The 20,495-nt window shown below is 51.5% G+C and carries 19 protein-coding genes; 11 read left to right on the plus strand and 8 right to left on the minus strand.

The annotated features are described in order from the left end of the window. Window positions 1–12: 12 nt before the first annotated feature. On the minus strand, window positions 13–1,377 hold the full coding sequence (locus tag Q8O92_01380) for an ATP-dependent 6-phosphofructokinase (protein MDP2981966.1): 1,365 nt from the start codon (window positions 1,375–1,377) through the stop codon (window positions 13–15). A 241-nt stretch (window positions 1,378–1,618) separates the two neighbouring features. On the opposite strand from Q8O92_01380, the gene Q8O92_01385 reads away from it, so the two are divergent. The 4 genes from Q8O92_01385 to Q8O92_01400 are packed head-to-tail and all read left to right on the plus strand — an operon-like array spanning window position 1,619 to window position 5,650. After that, window positions 1,619–1,999: a response regulator gene (locus Q8O92_01385; protein ID MDP2981967.1), complete on the plus strand. Its 381-nt coding sequence runs from the start codon at window positions 1,619–1,621 to the stop codon at window positions 1,997–1,999. 3 nt (window positions 2,000–2,002) lie between these two features. Beyond that, the gene (locus Q8O92_01390; GenBank protein MDP2981968.1) at window positions 2,003–2,518 is read left to right on the plus strand and encodes an NAD(P)H-dependent oxidoreductase subunit E; all 516 of its coding nucleotides are present in this window, start codon (window positions 2,003–2,005) and stop codon (window positions 2,516–2,518) included. Continuing rightward, the gene (locus Q8O92_01395; protein MDP2981969.1) at window positions 2,511–3,695 is read left to right on the plus strand and encodes an NADH-ubiquinone oxidoreductase-F iron-sulfur binding region domain-containing protein; all 1,185 of its coding nucleotides are present in this window, start codon (window positions 2,511–2,513) and stop codon (window positions 3,693–3,695) included. The genes Q8O92_01390 and Q8O92_01395 overlap by 8 nt, the downstream gene beginning before the upstream one ends. A gap of 14 nt (window positions 3,696–3,709) precedes the next feature. Next, window positions 3,710–5,650 (plus strand): NADH-dependent [FeFe] hydrogenase, group A6, encoded by a 1,941-nt coding sequence (locus Q8O92_01400; GenBank protein ID MDP2981970.1) that lies wholly within the window; start codon window positions 3,710–3,712, stop codon window positions 5,648–5,650. Between the two features lie 82 nt (window positions 5,651–5,732). Here the strand turns inward: Q8O92_01400 and Q8O92_01405 are convergent, their stop codons facing one another. Further along, on the minus strand, window positions 5,733–6,707 hold the full coding sequence (locus Q8O92_01405) for a hypothetical protein (GenBank protein ID MDP2981971.1): 975 nt from the start codon (window positions 6,705–6,707) through the stop codon (window positions 5,733–5,735). A 239-nt stretch (window positions 6,708–6,946) separates the two neighbouring features. Here Q8O92_01405 and Q8O92_01410 point away from each other — a divergent pair, with 239 nt between their 5' ends. From Q8O92_01410 to Q8O92_01420, 3 genes are read left to right on the plus strand one after another with little or no spacing between them, the layout of a single operon-like run. Then, the gene (locus tag Q8O92_01410) at window positions 6,947–7,069 is read left to right on the plus strand and encodes a hypothetical protein (GenBank protein MDP2981972.1); all 123 of its coding nucleotides are present in this window, start codon (window positions 6,947–6,949) and stop codon (window positions 7,067–7,069) included. Window positions 7,070–7,101: 32 nt separating this feature from the next. Then, on the plus strand, window positions 7,102–7,383 hold the full coding sequence (locus tag Q8O92_01415) for a type II toxin-antitoxin system RelE/ParE family toxin (GenBank protein MDP2981973.1): 282 nt from the start codon (window positions 7,102–7,104) through the stop codon (window positions 7,381–7,383). 9 nt (window positions 7,384–7,392) lie between these two features. Then, a complete protein-coding gene (locus Q8O92_01420; protein MDP2981974.1) occupies window positions 7,393–7,713 on the plus strand; it encodes a HigA family addiction module antitoxin in 321 nt (106 codons plus the stop codon). A 44-nt stretch (window positions 7,714–7,757) separates the two neighbouring features. Here the strand turns inward: Q8O92_01420 and Q8O92_01425 are convergent, their stop codons facing one another. The 6 genes from Q8O92_01425 to Q8O92_01450 all read right to left on the minus strand — a co-directional run bounded on the left by Q8O92_01425 (window position 7,758) and on the right by Q8O92_01450 (window position 15,590). Next, entirely contained in the window at window positions 7,758–8,330 is a 573-nt protein-coding gene (locus tag Q8O92_01425) for a hypothetical protein (GenBank protein ID MDP2981975.1), read from the minus strand. 3 nt (window positions 8,331–8,333) lie between these two features. Continuing rightward, on the minus strand, window positions 8,334–8,879 hold the full coding sequence (locus tag Q8O92_01430) for a sigma-70 family RNA polymerase sigma factor (protein ID MDP2981976.1): 546 nt from the start codon (window positions 8,877–8,879) through the stop codon (window positions 8,334–8,336). Window positions 8,880–9,191: 312 nt separating this feature from the next. Beyond that, window positions 9,192–10,373, minus strand: a complete 1,182-nt coding sequence (locus Q8O92_01435; GenBank protein ID MDP2981977.1) for a Rid family hydrolase — start codon at window positions 10,371–10,373, stop codon at window positions 9,192–9,194. Window positions 10,374–10,629: 256 nt separating this feature from the next. After that, window positions 10,630–11,712, minus strand: a complete 1,083-nt coding sequence (locus Q8O92_01440; protein ID MDP2981978.1) for a permease — start codon at window positions 11,710–11,712, stop codon at window positions 10,630–10,632. Between the two features lie 212 nt (window positions 11,713–11,924). Further along, entirely contained in the window at window positions 11,925–13,622 is a 1,698-nt protein-coding gene (locus tag Q8O92_01445) for a DUF362 domain-containing protein (protein ID MDP2981979.1), read from the minus strand. 141 nt (window positions 13,623–13,763) lie between these two features. Continuing rightward, window positions 13,764–15,590: a DUF362 domain-containing protein gene (locus Q8O92_01450; protein MDP2981980.1), complete on the minus strand. Its 1,827-nt coding sequence runs from the start codon at window positions 15,588–15,590 to the stop codon at window positions 13,764–13,766. Window positions 15,591–15,988: 398 nt separating this feature from the next. On the opposite strand from Q8O92_01450, the gene Q8O92_01455 reads away from it, so the two are divergent. The 4 genes from Q8O92_01455 to Q8O92_01470 are packed head-to-tail and all read left to right on the plus strand — an operon-like array spanning window position 15,989 to window position 20,436. Then, window positions 15,989–18,676: a valine--tRNA ligase gene (locus Q8O92_01455; protein ID MDP2981981.1), complete on the plus strand. Its 2,688-nt coding sequence runs from the start codon at window positions 15,989–15,991 to the stop codon at window positions 18,674–18,676. Window positions 18,677–18,678: 2 nt separating this feature from the next. Further along, window positions 18,679–19,377, plus strand: a complete 699-nt coding sequence (locus Q8O92_01460; protein ID MDP2981982.1) for a PTS sugar transporter subunit IIC — start codon at window positions 18,679–18,681, stop codon at window positions 19,375–19,377. Then, on the plus strand, window positions 19,353–20,120 hold the full coding sequence (locus Q8O92_01465; GenBank protein MDP2981983.1) for a PTS system mannose/fructose/sorbose family transporter subunit IID: 768 nt from the start codon (window positions 19,353–19,355) through the stop codon (window positions 20,118–20,120). Before Q8O92_01460 ends, Q8O92_01465 begins: the two co-directional genes overlap by 25 nt. A 46-nt stretch (window positions 20,121–20,166) precedes the next feature. After that, window positions 20,167–20,436: an HPr family phosphocarrier protein gene (locus Q8O92_01470; GenBank protein ID MDP2981984.1), complete on the plus strand. Its 270-nt coding sequence runs from the start codon at window positions 20,167–20,169 to the stop codon at window positions 20,434–20,436. The last annotated feature ends 59 nt before the right edge of the window (window positions 20,437–20,495 follow it).

A 20,495-nucleotide genomic window follows, 5' to 3' on the forward strand; every position in this document is an offset into this window, starting at 1 on the left:
GAGGGGGCTTCTTTAGTTTTTCATAGACGCCGGCTGGCCGGTGGATTCCAGAACGCTCAACCAGTCGGGCCCGGCGGGATCGAGCTGCTTTCTCTTCGAGATGACTGCGGTGATCGGGACATGGGTGAATGTATTGTTCCAGAGTCCCATCACCATCTTGGTACGACCGGCAAGGGCAGCATGGACTGCATTCTGTCCCAGGCGGCTGCAGAAAATGCTGTCGTCGGCGCTGGCCCGGGACGATCGGATGATGTAGCTCGGATCGATGTATTTCACCGTGGCTGCATTCCAGCCGCAGCTGAAGTGCCGGGCGATACGGTCACGGAGATAGGTGCCGATGTCGAAGAGTTTGACATTCCCCGAAGCATCGAACTGCTGAGAGGCCTTTTCTTCTTCAAACAGGTTCTGGCCTGCGCCCTCCGCGACTACGATCAGGGCATGACGGCGCTCTTCAAGGCGGCGTTCCAGTACTCTCAGAAGGCCCTTTTCACCTCCCAGGTCGAATGGAACCTCAGGCACCAGCACAAAATTGACATCCCCGTTCGCCACCGCCGACATGGCCGCGATGAAACCCGACTGCCTCCCCATGAGCTTTACCACCGTTACTCCGTTGAAAGCTCCCCGCGCTTCTTCATGTCCGTTGCTCAGGATGTCGCGGGCGATGGAAACTGCAGTCTGGAATCCGAAAGAGCGCTCCATATAGGAGATATCATTGTCTATGGTCTTGGGTATTCCCACCACCCCAATCTTTTGGCCCCGCCTCTCGATTTCAATCGCAAGGTCCAGGGCGCCCCGCTGGGTGCCGTCGCCGCCGATGGTGAATATGGCGTTAATACGTTCCCGTTCGAGAAAATCCACCATCTCCTTCGGGTCCTGCGGCCCCCGTGAAGAGCCGAGGAATGTGCCGCCGTTGACATGGATATTCGCCACCATTGAAGGAGTGAGCACCAGCGGAGGCTGCCCGACCCGTGGAACCAGCCCCTGGAAGCCATACCGGCACCCGAGAACTTCTTTCACCCGGTAGCGGTAATGCAGTTCCATGACAAGCGCCCGGATGACATCGTTCAAACCTGGACAGATCCCCCCAGCGGTAACTATAGCAGCACGGAAGGAAGCGGGATTGAAGAAAAGTTTCTTCCGCGGACCGGCTATTTCCAGGGAAGGAGGTTCCTTACCCTGTGAAATCCATTGATGAATGATCGTAACCCGGGGATCGTGGACCACCCGTTCCGATTCCTGCACAAAACCAAAAGTGTACGAGCCTTCCGTCAGGGGCTCACTCAATGGCGAATCATACTGCGCCGGGCCGAGAGATTCGATGGTGAAATCAGTCATGGCATTATGTTCTGCATGGCTTTCGGAATTTTCTTGAGACATGACTGCCCTCCGATTTGTAGGTGACTAAAGGAAATATAATTTACTTTTTCTGCGGAAAGTCAAGATAAATCACATAAGATAATTGTGAAATGATTCACAATTATTGTTGCTTTCATTTATTCCATGTATTAGTTTAGTAGGATTAAAAATAAAAAGATAATATGTAATAATGCATATATTTTTCCAATAAACCTGTAAACCTGCTACCTTTCACCGAATCAAGAGAAGAAGGAGGTCTCATGTGAAAAAGATAGTCCTGGTAGACGACGATCTTGATATCCAGGAATCCATTAAAATGGTTCTTGAAAATGCCGGGTTTATTTTCAGAGGGGCTATGGACCGTGAAAAGGGCATGAGCTTGATCAAAGAGGAGAAACCGGACCTGGTCATCCTCGATGTCATGATGGAAGAGCCGGATGACGGTTTTTTCATGGCTCAGGAGCTTCATGCCCAAAACAACCATATTCCTATCATCATGCTGACATCCATCGGCAGCGTCACCGGCATGCATTATGCCAAGGATAACGAGATGATAATGGTAGATGAATATCTGGAAAAACCGGTTACTCCGGATGAACTCCTCAGAAAGATCAACAATCTGCTCGAGAATGGAAAGGATTGATCCATGTTAGCAACGGAACGCCAAACTTTAGGGGATGAAATCTCCCTTTTGGCTGAAAAATACGGCAATCAGCGAACCGGGCTTCTTTCGATCCTTCAGGCGATTCAGGAGAAATACAATCATATCTCCGATTTTGCCATGCAGGAAGTAGCCAGGCAGCTCGACATACACCCTGTAGAGGTGTACGGGGTGGTCACCTTCTACAGCTTCCTTCAAACTGAAACCACCGGTGAGTTTGTTATTCGTCTCTGCCGGACCATCTCCTGCCACATGGCCGGGAAGTCCGGAGTGGCTCGTCAGTTGGAAAATGAACTGGGAATCACCTTCGGCGAGACCTCGCCCGATGGACATTTCACTTTGGAATATGCCAACTGTCTCGGGCTGTGCGACCAGGCCCCCGCACTCCTGGTGAACGATCTGGCTTTCACCAATGTCACTCCCGAAAAAGTGCACGATATTATCAAGGGATGCCAGCGTGCTTTCAGCGTTTATGCACAGGGGGGACCAGCGCATGCCTGAAAAAAAGGGACATATCATTTTCGTAAGCGGCATCGAACCCAATGCCGGTCTGAAGAACGCTCTCTCCAAGTCACGCGCCGAAGTGATTGCAGAAATTCGTAACTCCGGTCTCAAAGGACGCGGGGGAGCGGGCTTTTCCACAGGGGTGAAATGGAACCTTGCAGCAGCCGCCGATTCAGCAAAAAAGTATGTGGTCTGCAATGCCGACGAAGGAGAACCGGGGACGTTCAAGGACCGGGTGCTCCTTTCCGATTATTCCAATGATCTCATGGAGGGGATCACCATCGCCGGGTATGCTGTCGGAGCGTATCTGGGAATCATTTACCTTCGGGGAGAATACCGCTACCTGAAAAAGCACATTGAAGAAACTATCAGAAAACGTCACGAAGAAGGTTTTCTGGGAAAAGATGCCGGAAGTAAGAAGGGATTCAATTTCGATATAGAAATCCGTATGGGTTCAGGCGCGTATGTGTGCGGGGAGGAAACCGCCCTTATCGAATCTCTCGAAGGACAGAGAGGCGAGCCTCGCAACCGGCCTCCAATTCCGGTGAATACCGGCTATCTGGGCTGTCCGACCATTGTCAACAATGTGGAAACCCTGGTCACCGCCGCGCGGATAATGGAAAAAGGCGCCGACTGGTTCAAGACCTACGGCCTGGGAAAATCCACCGGCTCAAAGCTCTACAGCATCTCCGGCGACTGTAAGCGGCCTGGAGTATATGAATTTCCCATCGGCATCACGGTATCTGATCTCCTGATAGAGGTGGGTGGCGAGGACGCCAAGGCAGCAGCCATCGGCGGGGCTTCAGGGAGAGTCATTCCGGCGAAGGATTTCGCCAAAACGGTGGCCTTTGTCGATGCTCCGACTGGTGGTTCGGTCATCGTCTTTGGTAAGGATCGGGATATGCTCGATGTGGCGGAAAATTTCCTCGAATTCTTTGTCGATGAGTCTTGCGGCCAGTGCACTCCCTGCCGCGAGGGGAATTCCAATCTGCTCGATGCGGTGTTCAAGCTCCAGAAAGGTGAATGCTCCGTCGCCTACCTGCGAACCATTGAGGGTTTGGCCGAAACCATGCAGCTTGCATCGAAATGCGGTCTCGGACAGTCGAGCCCAAATGCTTTTTTATCAATCATAGAAAATTTCAAGCACGAAATATTCGGCAGGATGCCGTTATAGATATAGGGGGAACCATGGAACCAACAATACACGACGACACCTCCCGCGCTCCCAAGAGTGTCCAGCCGCACACGGTGAAAGTGGAAGGCCCGGAGGAAGCTATCGGGGCGAAGGTGAAAGTCAACATAGACGGTGTCGAAATGCGTGTGCCGTACGGAACATCAATTCTCAACGCGGCGAAAATGATCAATGTACATATCCCTACACTCTGCTTTCACGATGACCTGTGTATTGCCGGAGTGTGCCGTGTCTGCGTGGTGGAGGTTGAAGGGCAGCGTACTCTTCAGGCTTCCTGCGCTTATCCCATCACCCAGCCGATCACGGTGTACACAACCTCTCCGAATGTGCGCCGCGCCCGCCGCAACATTATCGATCTGCTCATTTCCAAGCATTACGGCGAATGTTACACCTGCTTCCGAAACAACAACTGCGAACTTCAGAGTCTGTCCAAGGAGTACGGGGCAGATTCTTACAGGTTCGGTCATGTGCAGGAGCCTCGGTTCGAGATAGACAGGAGCAGTTACTCGGTGGTCAGGGACATGGACAAGTGTGTGCTCTGTCGCAGATGTGTGCGCACCTGCATCGACCTCCAGGAAGTCGGAGTGCTCGAAGCGATCAACCGGAGCGACCGTACCAAAATCTGCACTTTCATGGACAAGCCTCTTGCCGAAGTGATCTGTATCAATTGCGGCCAGTGCATAAATCGCTGTCCAACCGGCGCGCTCCGCGCCAACGATTCTTCGGATGAGATATGGGACGCCATCGACGACCCGAATAAGCACGTGGTAATCCAGACCGCGCCCAGCCCGCGGGCAGGCATCGGCGAGGAATTCGGCCTTGAGCCGGGGCATCCGCTGACGTTCGAGATGAACACAGCTCTGCGCCGCTGCGGGTTCGACCGGGTGTTCGACACCAATTTCACCGCCGACCTCACCATCATCGAGGAAGGAACCGAATTGATCCTGCGCCTCTATAACGCGCTGGTCAAGGGCGATCCGCAGGTGGCGCTGCCCCAGTTTACCTCCTGCTCGCCGGGATGGATCAAGTATATCGAGCATTTCTATCCCGAATACCTTCCCCATGTATCTTCGGCGAAAAGCCCCCAGCAGATGTTTGGCGCGGTAATCAAAACCTATTATTCCAAGATCAACAACATCGATCCGGCGGATATTGTCACTGTGGCGCTGATGCCCTGCTCTGCAAAGAAGTTCGAGTGCAACCGTCCCGAGATGCGGGACTCCGGTTTCAAGGATGTGGATTACGGCCTGACTACCCGCGAGCTTGCCCAGATGATCCGTGAGGCTGGAATCGATCTTCCCAATGTACCCAAGAGTGATTTCGATGATCCGTTCGGAACAGCCACCGGCTCTGGTGTGATTTTCGGCGTCACCGGCGGGGTGATGGAAGCAGCTCTCCGGACGGTTTACGAAATCGTTACCGGCCTGGTTGCCGACCCGGATGCCCTAGCCGGACAGGTGAGTGAAATCCGCGGATTCGAGGGGATAAAATACAAGGAATTAACCCTGCCCACTAAGCTCGGCCCGGTTCCCGACATCCTCAAGATGCGGAAGGACCTGCCGTTCAAGGACTGGAACTGGCTCAGCGGCGCCACTCTCAAGCTGGCGGTTGCCCACGGAACCGCTAATGCCAAGAAGGTTCTCGAGGACATCAAGGCCGGCGGGAAATTCAGCCAGGCGCACTTCATCGAGTTCATGGCCTGCCCCGGCGGCTGCCTCGGCGGCGGCGGTCAGCCCATCCCGACCTCGAAGGAAATCCGTAAGGCCCGCGCCCGCGCCATCTACGCTGAAGACCAGGCTTACGAAATCCGCAAATCGCACGACAACCCCGCGGTGGTGGAACTCTACACCAAATTCCTCACCGAAGGTCCCTGCGGTCATAAGAGCCACAAGCTCCTGCATACCCATTATGTGGCAAGGGGAAAGTATATCGTGTAGGAAGCAAGTAATAAAAAGGCAAAAAAAAAGCTCCTCATTAAACGGGGGAGCTTTTTTGTGAAAAATGGTATACAAACCAGCTTCAGCATCCGCCTAGGTAAAAATCAATGACCTTTGTAATCCCCATCTGATCGACTTGATATATCACACATGACTCGCTTTCATATCCCGGACGGTCGATGATCCAGTACATTTTGTTTTGAAGAACGAGCATCCCCCAGGGGATATCATTATTATGAAAGATATAATTATTAATGTCAGGGATAAAGAATTCACTTGTGCCATAGTTTTCTTTTTTCATAACCGCCAACTCTCCCGTCTGATTCTTTCGTATCCATCCTTCCCCATTGAGAGTTTTACACCGGTACCGTTTGTCTGATTCCAGGATGTGAGATAACTTTTCAACTTCATAATAGTAGTAGTACTCGTCGTGAAAAGGCAGTTCATTTCGAATAATTGATATATTCATTTTTATTACCACCTTCTCCTTTTCCGAGAAAGTAGACCCCTTTCCCGCCTCTTTCTTTTTCACCATTGATTCAACCAAAAGCAATAATTCTTTCCATTCCGGTGAATCCGGACGAATCGATATAATCTGTGACAAGGGAAGCCGAGCACTTGCAGCGATACTGTTAAAAGGTACATACGCATGGGTGTTAAGCGGCGGTTTTCTGCCGGAAAGCAGGAGCGCCCAGAGCTTTACACAATATGATGGAATTATGACCGGTTTTGATACGGTAAAGAGCGAATCACCTTTGGTTCCCAATTTCCACCAGCGGGTGGGAATTGTTTTCTGCGAGCCGGACCAGGAAGTGGGTATTTTGGAAAGGGTGGTAATAGTGGAGTCATTCAGTATTTTGGAAGGGGAGCTGGGAAAATCCGGATTGAAATAACTCGGCCACGGGCTAGACCATTTTCCGGAATCGTAGAGAGCAAAGGGGATCAGGACGCCGTCGGAACGGATGGCGCCTATGAAAAAGGGACTGGCGGTTTCAGCGCAGAAAGGGGATGAACTGAGCAGAAATCCCAAGCAGAACAACGGAATGAATCTCATCATATAGCGTACTCCTTTTCCCTGAAAGAAGAGTATATTCAATTCATCGGCTAATTTGTAATCTATTCATTTGAATGATCAACAGCAAGGGCTTCTTTTCAGGACATTCATTCACTGTTCTCCTTCCCTGCACCTGGTATTTCAGTTTGCCAGGAGATGAATATTCGCCGGTCAACAGCGATTATTTGCCATTGGGGCGGTGGCGGACAGCCCATACCGACCTCGAATGAGATACGCAAGGCGTGCGCCGCATCAATGAGATCGTCCACGGCAAGAGTTCCATCAGCGCCGATACATCACTCCTGCTGTTACGGTATTTCGGATTCTTCAACGAACTGGTCGGTAAGAAAAAAAATAGCACTTGACATTAATAACGTAACGCGCTATTATTTTAATTATGATAAAAACTTTCCGCGACAAAGAAACTGCGCACCTCTTTTCAAGGCGTTTTTCTCGTCGTTTTCCATCCAGTCTGCACCGCACCGCATTGCGGAAGCTTACCATACTGGATGCCGCGGAACAACTGGATGACCTTCACATACCTCCCGGAAACCATCTCGAAAAACTATCGGGAAACCGTGAGAACCAATACTCTATTCGCATTAATGACCAATGGCGAATATGTTTCCGCTGGAGTGACGGCCACGCTTACGATGTTGAAGTAACAGATTACCATTAGGAGACTGCCATGACGAGGAAATTAGATCCCATTCATCCCGGCGAGATTCTTCTGGAAGAATTTCTCAAGCCCATGGGGATCAGCCAGTACAAATTAGCCAAGGACATCACCGTCCATCCGCGCCGCATCAATGAGATCGTTCACGGCAAGCGTTCCGTCAGCGCCGATACCGCGCTTCGGCTGTCACGGTATTTCGGCCTATCGGAGCGTTTCTGGATGAACCTTCAATCTCGGTATGACCTTGAAGTAGAAAAAGACAAGCTGAACGGACGGCTGGAAAATGAAGTGAAGATTCTGGCATCCGATCATATATCTCCCGTGCATACCTGACCGTTTGCATGAATCAGTGGTTCAGACAATCTTTTATTCTGTCTTTATTTCCTTTCCATAATCTCTTTCATTTCCGCCAGGCGCAATTCGATCTCGAGGAGTTTTTCCTGGAGTTTCAGTGTCGCCTGGTTGATGTTGTTCTGGAGCATACCAACCACGCCGAAAATATTGAAGAATACCAGTCCGTTCAGTACCATGGCAATTCCCCTGACCTGATCGCGCATATTGCCGGCGACGATCATGAAGAGAGTAATCATGATGATCATGAAGACCCAAACCATACCCACTCCGGCGTTGGAGTCCTTTTTTTCATTAAAACTTCCCTTTCTCACTATGGAGAACAGGAGAGCGGCAAATGACAGTGCGAAGATCACCCCTACTCCGAAGCCGACACGGGCGAGTAAAGGAAGCTCGCCGCCAGCAATCACGGCATAAAGGAAAAGTGCCGCCTGTCCCAGCATTACAGCAATCATCGCTGTCATGATCCATTTTCTCGGTGCGGTAAGTTTTTTCTCGAACAGCATGTGTACCTCCCGGTTGTATTTTTCTCTGAGTTCCGTATTAAAGTGTTCGGATTCCAAAAGTTTTTTACGGAAATTATCCTGCATATTATCCATTCTTTATTCCTCCTTTTCCAGCACCAGCCGAAGCGCCCGTTTCGCGTAATGGAGCCTTGATTTGACAGTTCCCGGAGAAACATTCAGGATGGAGGCAATCTCATCTATGGAGAAATCCTCCAGGAAAAAGAGGGTCAGCGCCTCACGGTGGGCGAGCGAAATGAGGTCGAGCCCACGGTGCACTCGTTCGGCGTCATCAAAATCCGGTGAATTGTCATCTTGGATTTCTGCCAGCGTCTCCTCATCCATCTCTTCTGCCTGAACTTCGGAGTACCTGTCTATAAAGTGATCCATGACTGTGTGACGGGCGATACTGTAAAGCCATGAAGCCAGCGAGCCGGGATTTTTCAGCGAGCCGATACCCTGAAGAACTTTCACCCAGGTCTTCTGCAGTATATCCCAGGCATCTTCTTCATCCGAAACCAGGCGCCGGATGTAGAAAAAAAGCTTCGTTTCCCAGAGCCTGATCAATTCTTCGAATGCGCCCCTGTCCTTTCGACGGCACCGGAGAACCAGAAGCTCGCTGTATATCCGCTCTTTTTCAGTCATGAAATGCCTTTTTTATCGGTTCGTGCCTTATGCATAAAGTCGTGAAAAGGAGGAAAAAGGTTCAAAGGAATGGACAAAAAAAATCCGGGAAATCTGATCAATCCCGGGAAATAACTATCAATCTCTGATTTGTTTCTCGCATAGTTCGCAAAGAAAAAACAAAGAAAAATCAGACAGGATTAACAAGATTAACATGATTAGAATTAAAAAGAAAATATAAAATCTTGTAAATCTTGTAAATCATGTCCAATATTTTTTTCTTTCTATTATTGACTTTGCAAACTTTGCGAGAAAATATTCTTCAAAGGCTTTTCATAAAAACGGCGGATACTCGTTTGCGTCCGGGATGATCCCGGTTCCCTCGATTTCCACCAGCCAGGAAGGACGGCAGACCGCTCCTTCGACAAAAAGCAGAGGAATTTCCGGCGGAATTTCACGCTCCAGAACCCGCATCACCTTCGGCTGTTCCTTGAAATCGCGGAGGTAGACAATCAGGTACGCCATATCCGAAAGGTCGGCGCCATGGGGGGCAAGAAGCGCCCGGATGTTCTCGATGGTACGGCTTGTCTGACGGATGACATCACCCGGATAGAGAATTTCCCCCGCGCTGTCGATGCTTGCCGTTCCCGAAATGTACAGGTGAGAGCGGTCGCCGAATTGAATCCGGGATCCCCGCTCAAAGGTGACTCCGTAATCGATGGTTGGACAGAGATGATCGAGAGCTTCCATGAGGATTATCTGTTCCCGCCGTAAATTCTTTATCGAAATGGCATCAAGTGAAACGAGTGTGTTGGTCTCTTTCAGTTTGCCCTCGATGCCGGTGCTGGCGATGAAGCGGGTATCGCTTGTCAGCCCGTGCTCGGCAAAATACTCCCGCCGGGCTTTGACCATGCCGTTATAATGGTTGTCGATGTCACGGACATAAACCCATTTCCGCACAGTATTCCCGAGCATGGTGAGACCGTTGTCCTCCAGTACTCCGTTGAATGTCCGGAGAATCTCTCCGGTCTGTCTGTAGGAATCGAAGTCGCCGTTCCCGCTGAAATTGGCTGTCAATACCAGGGAATAGTGTTTTCCGGACAGCACAGCCCCGTTACGCCATCCTTCCGTATCGCAGGCAAGAATTTTTTTTTCGTAGGAAGCGGCTGTGTTTCTGACATGATAAGCCAGAAGACTCACCGGTCCGTGGCTCAACGGCGACTGCTGGATAATGGAAACGGCGCCGCTGCGGGCCATGCGACAGGCACGTGACCGGAGTAATTCTTCTTTCTGGTTGGCGATGTCGCTCAGGTAAAAGCGGCAGAATACCTGGGTGTCTTCCGAAAGTCCGCATTCCCTGAGCATTTCGCAGTAGACGGTATGAAGCTCCTCCAATGACAGAAAGAAAGGCGCCTCATCATTGGTATCGCAGGTCATGTAAAACTCTTCCGCCCCCTGAGGGGTAGAGAAAGAGGAATAAGCAGCCAGTATGTTCCTTCTATGAAAATTCATCATTCAGCATACTCCGAACTGATGTAAAAAGGGATAAGACTTGTGAAAAGGGTTAACATTTAGACCCTGAAACAAGTTCAGGGTGACCGCGTCATGCCGAACTTGTTGCCGCTTCGCGGGAACGATGAAACCGTTTCGGCATCTATCAATTAAACATGGGTTTTTCACAAGCTTTGAGAAAACAAAATATAATACAAAAACTGTAAGTTCACGTCAAGTTTTTTCCTCTTGTTTCGGGGAAGTTCATTGGCTTGAGGTATCAATCTCCCGAAGGCGACCCGATGCCGGGCTTGTAGATGATGGAATCTTCCTTGGATTCCACCTTGCCGTAGTACCGGGAGTCCAGGGTCATGGGAGGAGCGATCATGGAATACCCGTATCCCAGGAGCACCCCGCCGATGAGGGTTACCGCCAGGTAGACGAGAGCGACCTGTTTACGGAGAACCGCATGGAGGGAAACGATAGTAGAGATTTTTGTGGCAGGTCCGGTGATGAAAAAAGCGAGCGCCGCGCCCTGGCCCATGCCCATACTGACCAGGACGCCGATGAGGGCGACCGTTCCGCCTCCGCATACATAAAGGGGGATGCCCAAAAGCCCGCCGAGGAGCACAGATTTGAAACCTCCTCCTCCCAGGAGTGCTGCAATCCACTCGGGTTTGATGAAAGCCTGAACCGCTCCGGCGAGGAACAACGCCAGAATGAAATATTTCGATATATATACAAACATTTTGTAGGTATGTTTGATGAAACCTCGCACCCGCGCCCGTGAGGGTAAAGGTGAGCCGTCCGAAGGGCAGGAACGGATAATATTTCCCGCGGTGAAACCTTCCTTTAGAGGATTTTTGAAATATACCGCGCCGCGTGACAGGGAAAACTCCACAGTCCATCCGCCGATCACCCCCAAAAGGAGAGCCGAGAATGTGCGCGCCAGGGCCATTTCCGGCCCCATGACCCCCCAGGTGATAATGAATAGGGAGGGGTTCATCAGGGGCGAGGCTATCAGGAATGCCATCAGCGGCGCCAGGGGGACGCCGACCGCCGCAAGTCCGCCCACCAGGGGTATGGCGGCGAATGTGCACATCGGGGAGAGTATTCCCAGAACCGCGGCAAAAAGAATGGGGATTCCGCCGCTCCGGTTCAGGAATCCCCGCACTTTTTCATGGGACATCAGCTCGGAGATAAAGACAGCCGCCAGGACGCCGAACAGCACATAATACCAGAGGCTCTGGAAAAGCGCCCAGGTGTTGGCGATGATTTTCTCTGTGTAGGTCCCGTAAAACAGTTTCTCTATGGTGAAATAGAGATTGTAAAAGAAATTCAGTATTTCATAAACATGAGTCAAGAAAAGCTGCCTTGTAAAAAATGAAAAGAATCCAAAAACGAGGAGCCGGAAACTGAAAGATTTTTTGACAGGATTTACAAGATTTACAGGATTATATTTTTTGTTTTTTCTAAAATCTTGGGAATCCTGTCAATCCTGTCAAATTTCTCTCTTAGCATCTTTCTATTTGGAGTGCTGATTAACGCAGTACCCTTTTTTGTAAGAGATATTCTCTATAGCCTGGCGTTTTTGACCGGCATGACCATCCCTTTTTCCTGTGGAACCACTACTTTCAGGTCGTAGAGCATGGTTTTGGAGGTGTCCTCGATGGAGGAGGCGAATCCAGCCGGCCCGAAGCGGTTCTTCAGCTTGATAAGCAGATGATTCTCCCCTTTTTCCAAAACCACCGGTAGGGCCTGTTCCCGCAGCTTGTACTCGTGGGGACCGTCATCACGAAAGATTACCTTCCCGTTCAGAAATACTTTCGCGCCGTCATCGTAACCGAACATGAATCTCCCTTCCTGCTTACCGGGGGATTCCAGGCAGAGATAGGCATAGGTGACCGTGTTGGCCAGATCGTCGGTGAGCGTTTCATTCAGGCTCACATACGCTTCCGGGAAACCAAAGGGATGCTTGAACACCCACCAGGGCTTGCCGGTGGAGGCAGTCTGTCCGTCTTTCGGTTTGGCAGCGGCTTCCCCGCCAAGAATGTCCTTGTCCAGATCGGTTTCCTTGTATGGCCCGTTCATGAGGTAGTTCTGAAATCCGATTCCCTGGTATCCGGAATGCTTCACAAAGTTCCTGCGCACTTCACGGACCGGTTTCCCCACAACGGTGATGTCTTTCTCCTCAAAGCTGCCGATTCCCTTGTTCCGCGCGAGATGCATTACTACTACATCCGCCGGATTCACCCCCATAGCCCTCAGCGCTGTGGCTTCCGTGGCAACCGGGTTGCCGCCCGCGATAACGATGTTATGGTGGAGATTTTGAGTATAGGTGGGCCAGTCCTTCTCCGATGCCCAGAAACCGGCGATCACCCCGTAATCGGTGGGCCGGTAGCTGAAAATGTCCAGCATGCCGTAAGGAAAACCGTACTTGTCCATCTGGCTTTTACCGCGCCCGTCGCCGTAGGGGATGGAGGCGAACGCCCCCACATAATTCTTGAAAAGCAGGGTGCCGCCGCCGATGTTCATCTTCATGGCCGGGATATTTATCAACTTGTCGGCGCTGAGGATGGCTTCCGGCATATAGTACCCGTCACGGGGTGTGCCGGTTCCGGGTATCGGTACACCATAGCCGAATTTGCCGCCCCGGAATTTCACATCCACTCTCTGAAACGCGCCCCCGGGCACCGGTTCAAAACGGTATTTGTCCTCGTTCAGGTCGACATAATCCACTACCGTATGGTTCTGGGACCGGGTGAATTCCGCGCACATCTCCTTGTAGGAGATGTTGTCGAATCCTTCCCAGCGGAGAGTCCAGCCGTCCTCATCGTAGGAGGCTTCATACAGCGGCCCCTGGCCCCGTTTCCCCGCCACTGTCCAGGTAGCGCCCTCCACCAGGGTGATATGGCGGGGTTTCATCTTTTCCACGAGGTATTTCACCACGCTTTTCACAACCCGGGCATCGGTGACATCGCCCCAGTGTCCCGCTCCGTTATTAAAAAAACGATCATTCCTGCGTTTACCGTCATGGTCATACACCGGGGCACTGACAATATTGAGTTTGATCGCCACATGATCGGAGGGTTTGATGACTTTGGCGAGGCTGGTTTCGGACCGGTCCATCTCCAGCGCCCGGCGAACGACTCCATCTACCTGTTCGAAAGTAACTTTCCCGGCAGCCAGAGGAACCGGATTCTTCATCTCCTTGTCTTCGGAAGTGGCAATGGCAACCACCGCACGGCCTGTTTTGGCCTGCGAATTATCCACCAGAGACACTGGCGAGGAACCGTGCTCACGGTGCGCGAGCCTGATGTCAATCCCGATGCTGAGAAAAAATGCCAGTACAAGGGCGAAAGAAAATACTAATTTCTTCCTTTTTTTCAGGGTATCCGTACTCTTGTCTCCTTTTCAAAGTTTCGCGCTCTTGCCCGGCTGGGCCATCCCTTTTTCTTTGGGAACCACCACCTCCATATCATACAGCATGGTCTTGGAGGTATCCTCTATTGAAGAGGCAAATCCCGCTGGCCCGAAACGGTTTTTCAGCTTGATAAGCAGATGATTCTCACCCTTTTCCAGAACTACCGGAATGGCCTGCTCCCGCAGTTTAAACTCGTGGGGGCCGTCATCGTTTAGGATAACTTTTCCATTCAGATATACTTTGGCGCCGTCATCAAATCCGAACATGAAATTCCCTTCCTGTTTGCGCGGGGATTTCAGGCAGACATAGGCGTAGGTAATTGTGTTGGCCAGGTCGTCATTCATGGCTTCGTTCAAGCTCACATACGCTTCGGGTAATCCGAGGGGATGTTTGAACACCCACCAGGGCCTGCCTGTAGAAGCGCTCTGGCCGTCGCTTGGTTTGATAGAGGCTTCTCCGCCCAGAATATCCTTGTTCAGGTCGGTTTCCTGATAGGGGCCGTTCATCAGGTAATTCTGGAACCCGATGCCCTGGTATGCCGAGTGCTTGATGAAGTTCCGGCGCACTTCCCGAACCTGTTTCCCCACCACCGTGATGTCTTTTTCATCATAGCTCCCGAATCCCTTGTTTACCGCCAGATGGGTCCAGACCACATCATCGGGATTGACTCCCATGACACGGAGAGCGGTGGCTTCCGTGGCCACCGGGTTGCCGCCGGCGATCACGACGTTATGGTGAAGGTTCAGCGTCCAGCTCGGCCAGTCCTTTTCCGAGCCCCAGAACCCGGCGATAACCGCGTAATTGGTGGGACGGTAGCTAAAAATGTCCACCATTCCCTGCGAGATTCCATAGCGGTCCATCTGGCTCTTCGCCACTCCGTCATTATAGGGGAACGATGAGAACGCCCCCACATAGTTCTTGAAAACGAGGGTTCCCCCCATCGAATTCATCTTCATAGCCGGGATATTGACCAGTTTGTCGGCATTGAGCATGGTTTCCGGCATGTAGTATCCTTCACGCAGCTTTCCGGTGCCGGGAATCCAGGCTTCTTTCCCGAATTTCTGGCCTCGTGATTTCATATCCGTTCGTTGGAGTCCATATCCCGGGACGGGGACAAATTTGTACTTGTCCTCGTTCAGGTCAACATAATCCACCACCGTATGATTCTGGGATTTGGTGAATTCTTCACAGAGTTCCTTGTAGCAGATATTGTCGAACTCTTTCCAGTGTATCGTCCAGCCGTCATCGTCAAAGGAAGCCCGGTCGTACTGGGAACCCTGGCCGCGTTTCCCGGCCACTGCCCAGGTTCCCGAACCTTCTACTATGGTGATGCGTTTGGGTTTCACTTTTTCCACCATGTATCCGATTACGCTTTTCACCACCCGTGCATCGGTTACATCGCCCCAATGCTCGAAGTCGTGGTTCCAGAAATTGGAATTCTTCCTTTTCCCGTCCTTGTCCTGCACCGGGGCGGACACCATGTTGATCTTGACAAGCACCCAATCGGTCGGCTTGATGACTTTGACTAGGCTGGTTTCCGATTTATCCATATCAAGCGCACGGCGCACCGCGGCATTAACCTGCTCGTCGGTAACCTTTTCGGTATCGAGAGGCGCCGGGTTTTTCAGCTCTTTGTCCATGGAAGTGACCAGGGTCACTACCGCTTTGTTTCCCGATTTGGCTGCCGCATCGTTCACGAGCGACACCGGAGATTTGCCGTTCTCCTGACGGGCCACATGAACATCGAGGATGACAAAAACAGCGAGGGCCACTAAGACGGCCCATCCAAACACGACTCTTTTTCTCTTTTCACTCATTTCCCATCTCCTTTGTTGGTCACCAGCCCCCTAACCCTCAGTCCCTTTCCCCCGTTCCGGGGGCAAGGGAAGCAAGAAACCCGCTTGTATCTTTACCTGCCCCCGGAACGGGGGAAGGATGTCCGAAGGACACGGGGTCCCCGCTCGTACGAAGTACGTGCGGGGTGGATTGAAGGGGGCTTCATCAAATATAGAATAAAATATAAGATTTTTCAATGTAAATGATATAAAAAGTTAAGGTACAAAGTGACAAAGTCTGGACAATTAGTGGAAATTCGGAGACCGGGGTGCATTCCCTTTTCTTTTTGCGCCGTTCCATTGACATACCATGCGAGAGATAGTATATTGTAACCTTTATCAATTGAACTTTCACGCCGAAAGATGTACGGGGGGTTCAGGTGGGCGCCGCCGATATAGATAAAATTTACAATTCCAAAACAGTCGAAGAAAAATGGCTGGAATTCTGGGGAAAAAACGGGTTCGGTCATGCGGCGCCGGGGACCGGGAAAAAATCCTATTCCATCGTTATTCCTCCTCCGAATGTTACCGCAGTGCTTCATCTGGGACATGCCCTGAACAATACCATCCAGGATATTCTCATCCGTTTGAAAAGAATGCAGGGTTTTGAGAGCGAATGGATGCCGGGAACAGATCATGCCGGCATCGCCACCCAGAACGTAGTGGAACGGAAAATCTCCTCCGAGATGGGAAAAACCCGCCAGGAATTGGGCCGCGAGGCCTTTATCCGCGAAGTATGGAAATTCAGGGAAGAGACCGGCGGCGTCATCATCAAGCAGCTCAAGCGGATGGGCTGTTCCTGTGACTGGGAGCGTGAGCGGTTCACCATGGATGAGGGACTTTCACGGGCGGTGACAGAGGTATTTGTCCGCCTCTACGAAAAAGGGCTTATCTACCGCGGCAAGTATATTATCAACTGGTGCCCGCGCTGCCAGACCGCTCTCTCGGATGAGGAAGCCGAACACGAAGAACGCTCCGGGCATCTCTGGTATATCCGCTATCCGGCTAAAGACGGCTCTGAGGGGATCGTGGTTGCTACAACACGGCCGGAAACCATGCTCGGAGATGTGGCGGTGGCGGTGAATCCCGCAGACCGGCGCTATAGCCATTTTTTGGGGAAAACACTGATTCTGCCCCTGGTCGGCCGTGAGATACCGGTAATCGCCGATGATTTCGTGGACCCGGCTTTCGGCACCGGGGCGGTCAAAGTCACCCCGGCCCATGATCCGAACGACTTCGAGATCGGTCTCCGTCACCACCTGGAGCCGGTTACCGTCATGCACGGCGACGGCACCATGAACGCCCACACTGGGACCGAATTCGATGGCCTTACCCGTGAGGCGGCGCGGAAGAAGGCGGTTGAAATGCTAACCGGCCTCGGCCTCCTGGTCAAAGTGGAGGATCACCGTCATGCGGTGGGGCACTGCTATCGCTGCCATACCGTTACCGAGCCGTATCTTTCAAACCAGTGGTTTGTCCGTATGAAAACCCTTGCCAGGCCCGCGATAGAAGCGGTAAACGACGGCCGTATCGCTTTCTATCCCGAGCGCTGGACCAAAGTATACCTGGGCTGGATGGAGAATATAAGAGACTGGTGCATATCCCGTCAGCTCTGGTGGGGGCATCGGATTCCGGTATATTACTGCGGGCAATGCGGTGAGGTCATGGTTTCAAAGACTCCGGTGACCGAGTGCACGAAGTGCCGGAGCGCCGATGTGGTTCAGGACCCCGATGTCCTCGATACCTGGTTCAGCTCCTGGCTGTGGCCGTTCTCCACTTTCGGCTGGCCGGAAGACACCCCCGATCTGCGTACTTTCTATCCCACCAGCACACTTTCTACCGCGCCGGAGATCATCTTTTTCTGGGTGGCGAGGATGATCATGGCGGGAATGGAATTCATGGGGGACATCCCCTTCTCCAAGGTGTATCTCCACGGCACAGTACGGGATGAACAGGGACGGAAGATGTCCAAATCGCTCGGAAACGGAGTCGACCCTCTCGAAGTTATCGAGACCCACGGCGCCGATGCCCTGAGGTTCAGCATGATTATCATTACGGCGCAGGGGCAGGATGTGTTCATCTCCTATGCCGGGAAGAGCGGGAAAAAGAAGGAGCACAACACTTTCGATATCGGCCGGAACTTTGCCAATAAAATCTGGAATGCGGCCCGTCTCATCCTGACATTCTCCGGCGGTTCAATAGGGCGGACCGATGCAGTAAAACCGGATTTAGCCGATACATGGATAAAGTCCCGGTACAATCGCGAAGTGATATATGTGACTCAAATGCTGGAAAACTTTAAATTCAATGAAGCCGCTCAGACCATGTATCATTTCATCTGGCATGATTTCTGCGACTGGTATCTGGAGATCATCAAGCCCCGTGTGGCCCGCGGGGGTGATGAAAAAACGTTCGTGCTTCGGAACGCGGCGGAGATTCTGGCAGGAAGCATGCAGCTTCTCCACCCGATCATGCCTTTTATTACCGAGGAAATCTGGCAGCTTCTCACCGGGCTTTTGGGTGAAAAACCGGCGAAGAGCATTATGGTCTCGAAGTGGCCGGATGTTAAAATGCATATAATCGACCCGGATATCGAGCGTGAGATGGAGATGGTGCAATCTCTCATCAGCGCCATCCGCACCATCCGAAACGAGATGAATGTCCCTCCGGGTGAAAAGGCCGAGGTGATCGTGGTTCCGGCGGATGAAAAGGCAAAGCGCATTCTAGAGGAAAATATTGCCTATATTCTGGATCTGGCCGCGGTGAAGCATATCACCTTTACCGGAGAGTCCGCCCGGCCGCCTAAATCGGCGGCAGGAATCAGCGATAAAAATGAAGTGTTCGTTCTCCTCGAAGGGCTTGTGGACTTCGACCGTGAACGGGCGCGGCTTTCCAAAGAGATCGAGAGACGCCGTAATTTCATCGCCTCCATCGAGACAAAACTGGCGAACGAAAACTTTCTCTCCCGGGCGCCGAAGGACATTATCGAACAGGAGCGCCGCAAGGGAAACGATACGCGTGAAGAAATGAAAAAACTGATTGCCAACCTTGAAGCTCTCGGAGACTGACCGTGGAGACCTTTTTGCTGCTGCTTCTCCTGGGGGGCATCGTATCCATGGACACCACCAGCGGGCCACAGGTGATGGTATCCGAACCGCTGGTATCCTGCTCCCTTCTGGGAATTCTTCTCGGCATGCCCGTTATCGGTCTCCTGATGGGGATAGTGTTCCAGCTCCTTTGGTTCGATTACATGCCCCTCGGGGCGGTGCGACTCACCGATAACAATATGGCTTCCTTTATTTCCACCGCTTCGCTTTTGACGGCTGCGAAAGTCTATGGTTTCGACAACACGATTGTGAGGGCGGCGCTCCTACCCGCCATGCTTTTCGGAATTGCGGTTGGTTTTTCAGGGCTTTACATGACAGTTTTCATCAGGAAAAGAAACGGCATGCGCAGCGAAGAGATCGTCTCCGGTCTGGAACGCGGCGAGAGGCCCTCTCTAGGGATGAAGCACGTTTTCGGAATCGGGACGTGTTTCCTTAAAGGTGTTCTGATGGCTTTGGTGTTTGTACCGGTTGGAGCGTATTTATGCGGTTTGGTGAGGCATTTGCCGTTCAAAGCGGTCCATGTTCTCGTGGTGGGGTCGTACATCATCTGGGGTACGGTTGCCGCATCAGCCCTCCATTTTTACTGGCAATACAACAAAAAAAGGTATTTCCTTATCGGTTCGATAGGCGGATTCCTATGGCTTTTGGTAAACGTGATATGAAAAAAATTGGCTTCGCAGCTCTGGTGGAAATATACCTGCGAAGCTTTTTTGCTCAGGGATCTTTTTCGGGAAAATACCGTCAGAACCTTGGTTTTGCCTGGTGCATCGAACCGGCGGGGAACTGCATTTGGGAGGGTGATGATGAGAGGAGGAAATTTTATCTCCGCCACCTTGAATATTTCAACGCCAACCCGTTCATGTTTCCCTTAGTCCTCGGTGCAGTAATAAAGATGGAGGAACGTTTCCGTGATGATGACGGTATAAGTGAAGAGGACATTCGGCGTTTCAAGCTTGCGGTCGGGCAGGCGACCGGCTCGGTAGGGGATAGGTATTTCTGGAGAACTTTACGGCCATTTGCTGTTGTAATGGGATTGTTTTCATCGTATTTTTATGGATTATGGGGAGCAGCGGTTTTTCTGGCGCTCTTTAATCTTCCCCTGTTCTATTTAAAATGGCGCTGGCTTTTGAACGGATATCAACTCGGGCCACAGGTGGTGATAGAGATTAAGAATAGAAAGCTGGAGTCTGCGGTATCGACAATGGAGTTGCTCGGCTGTCTGGTTCTCCCCTATCTGACGGTAATCTTTCTGGCTCATCCTCCGTACAGGGCGAGCTGGATAACGGTGGGAGTTTGCCTGGTATTTCTTCTCAGCGTTTTCCTCTTCCGTAGGAAGCAGCCGCCGTCGAAGGCGCTGGTGTGGTCGGCAGGAGCCGCTCTGATTCTGGGAATGATTATATCGTAATGTAAAAAGGCAAAAACCTCCTGCCGAAGCTTTTTTAGGGGAGAAAATGGTTGTTGAAAAGGTGGTATATATTCAAAACAAACTGGGAATGCATCTACGGCCTGCTACGCTCCTGGTCCGGGAGGCGTCACGCTTCAAATCAAAAATAGAGCTGGAAGTGGACGGCACCCGGGTAAACGGTAAATCCTTCATGGGAGTGATGATGCTTGCCGCCGCTTACGGCAGCAAAGTGACCATAAACGCCACGGGTGAAGATGCGGAAGAGGCTGTGGAAAAAATAAAGGCTATTATCGACAGTAAATTTGATGAAGAATAAAGCATGTATAGCTTAAATGGCATGTGAAAAAGTTGGCTTTATTATCATGTAGACCCTGA

Origin of the sequence: Candidatus Latescibacter sp. (assembly GCA_030692375.1) — a bacterium.
In the GTDB taxonomy this organism is placed as follows: domain Bacteria; phylum Latescibacterota; class Latescibacteria; order Latescibacterales; family Latescibacteraceae; genus JAUYCD01.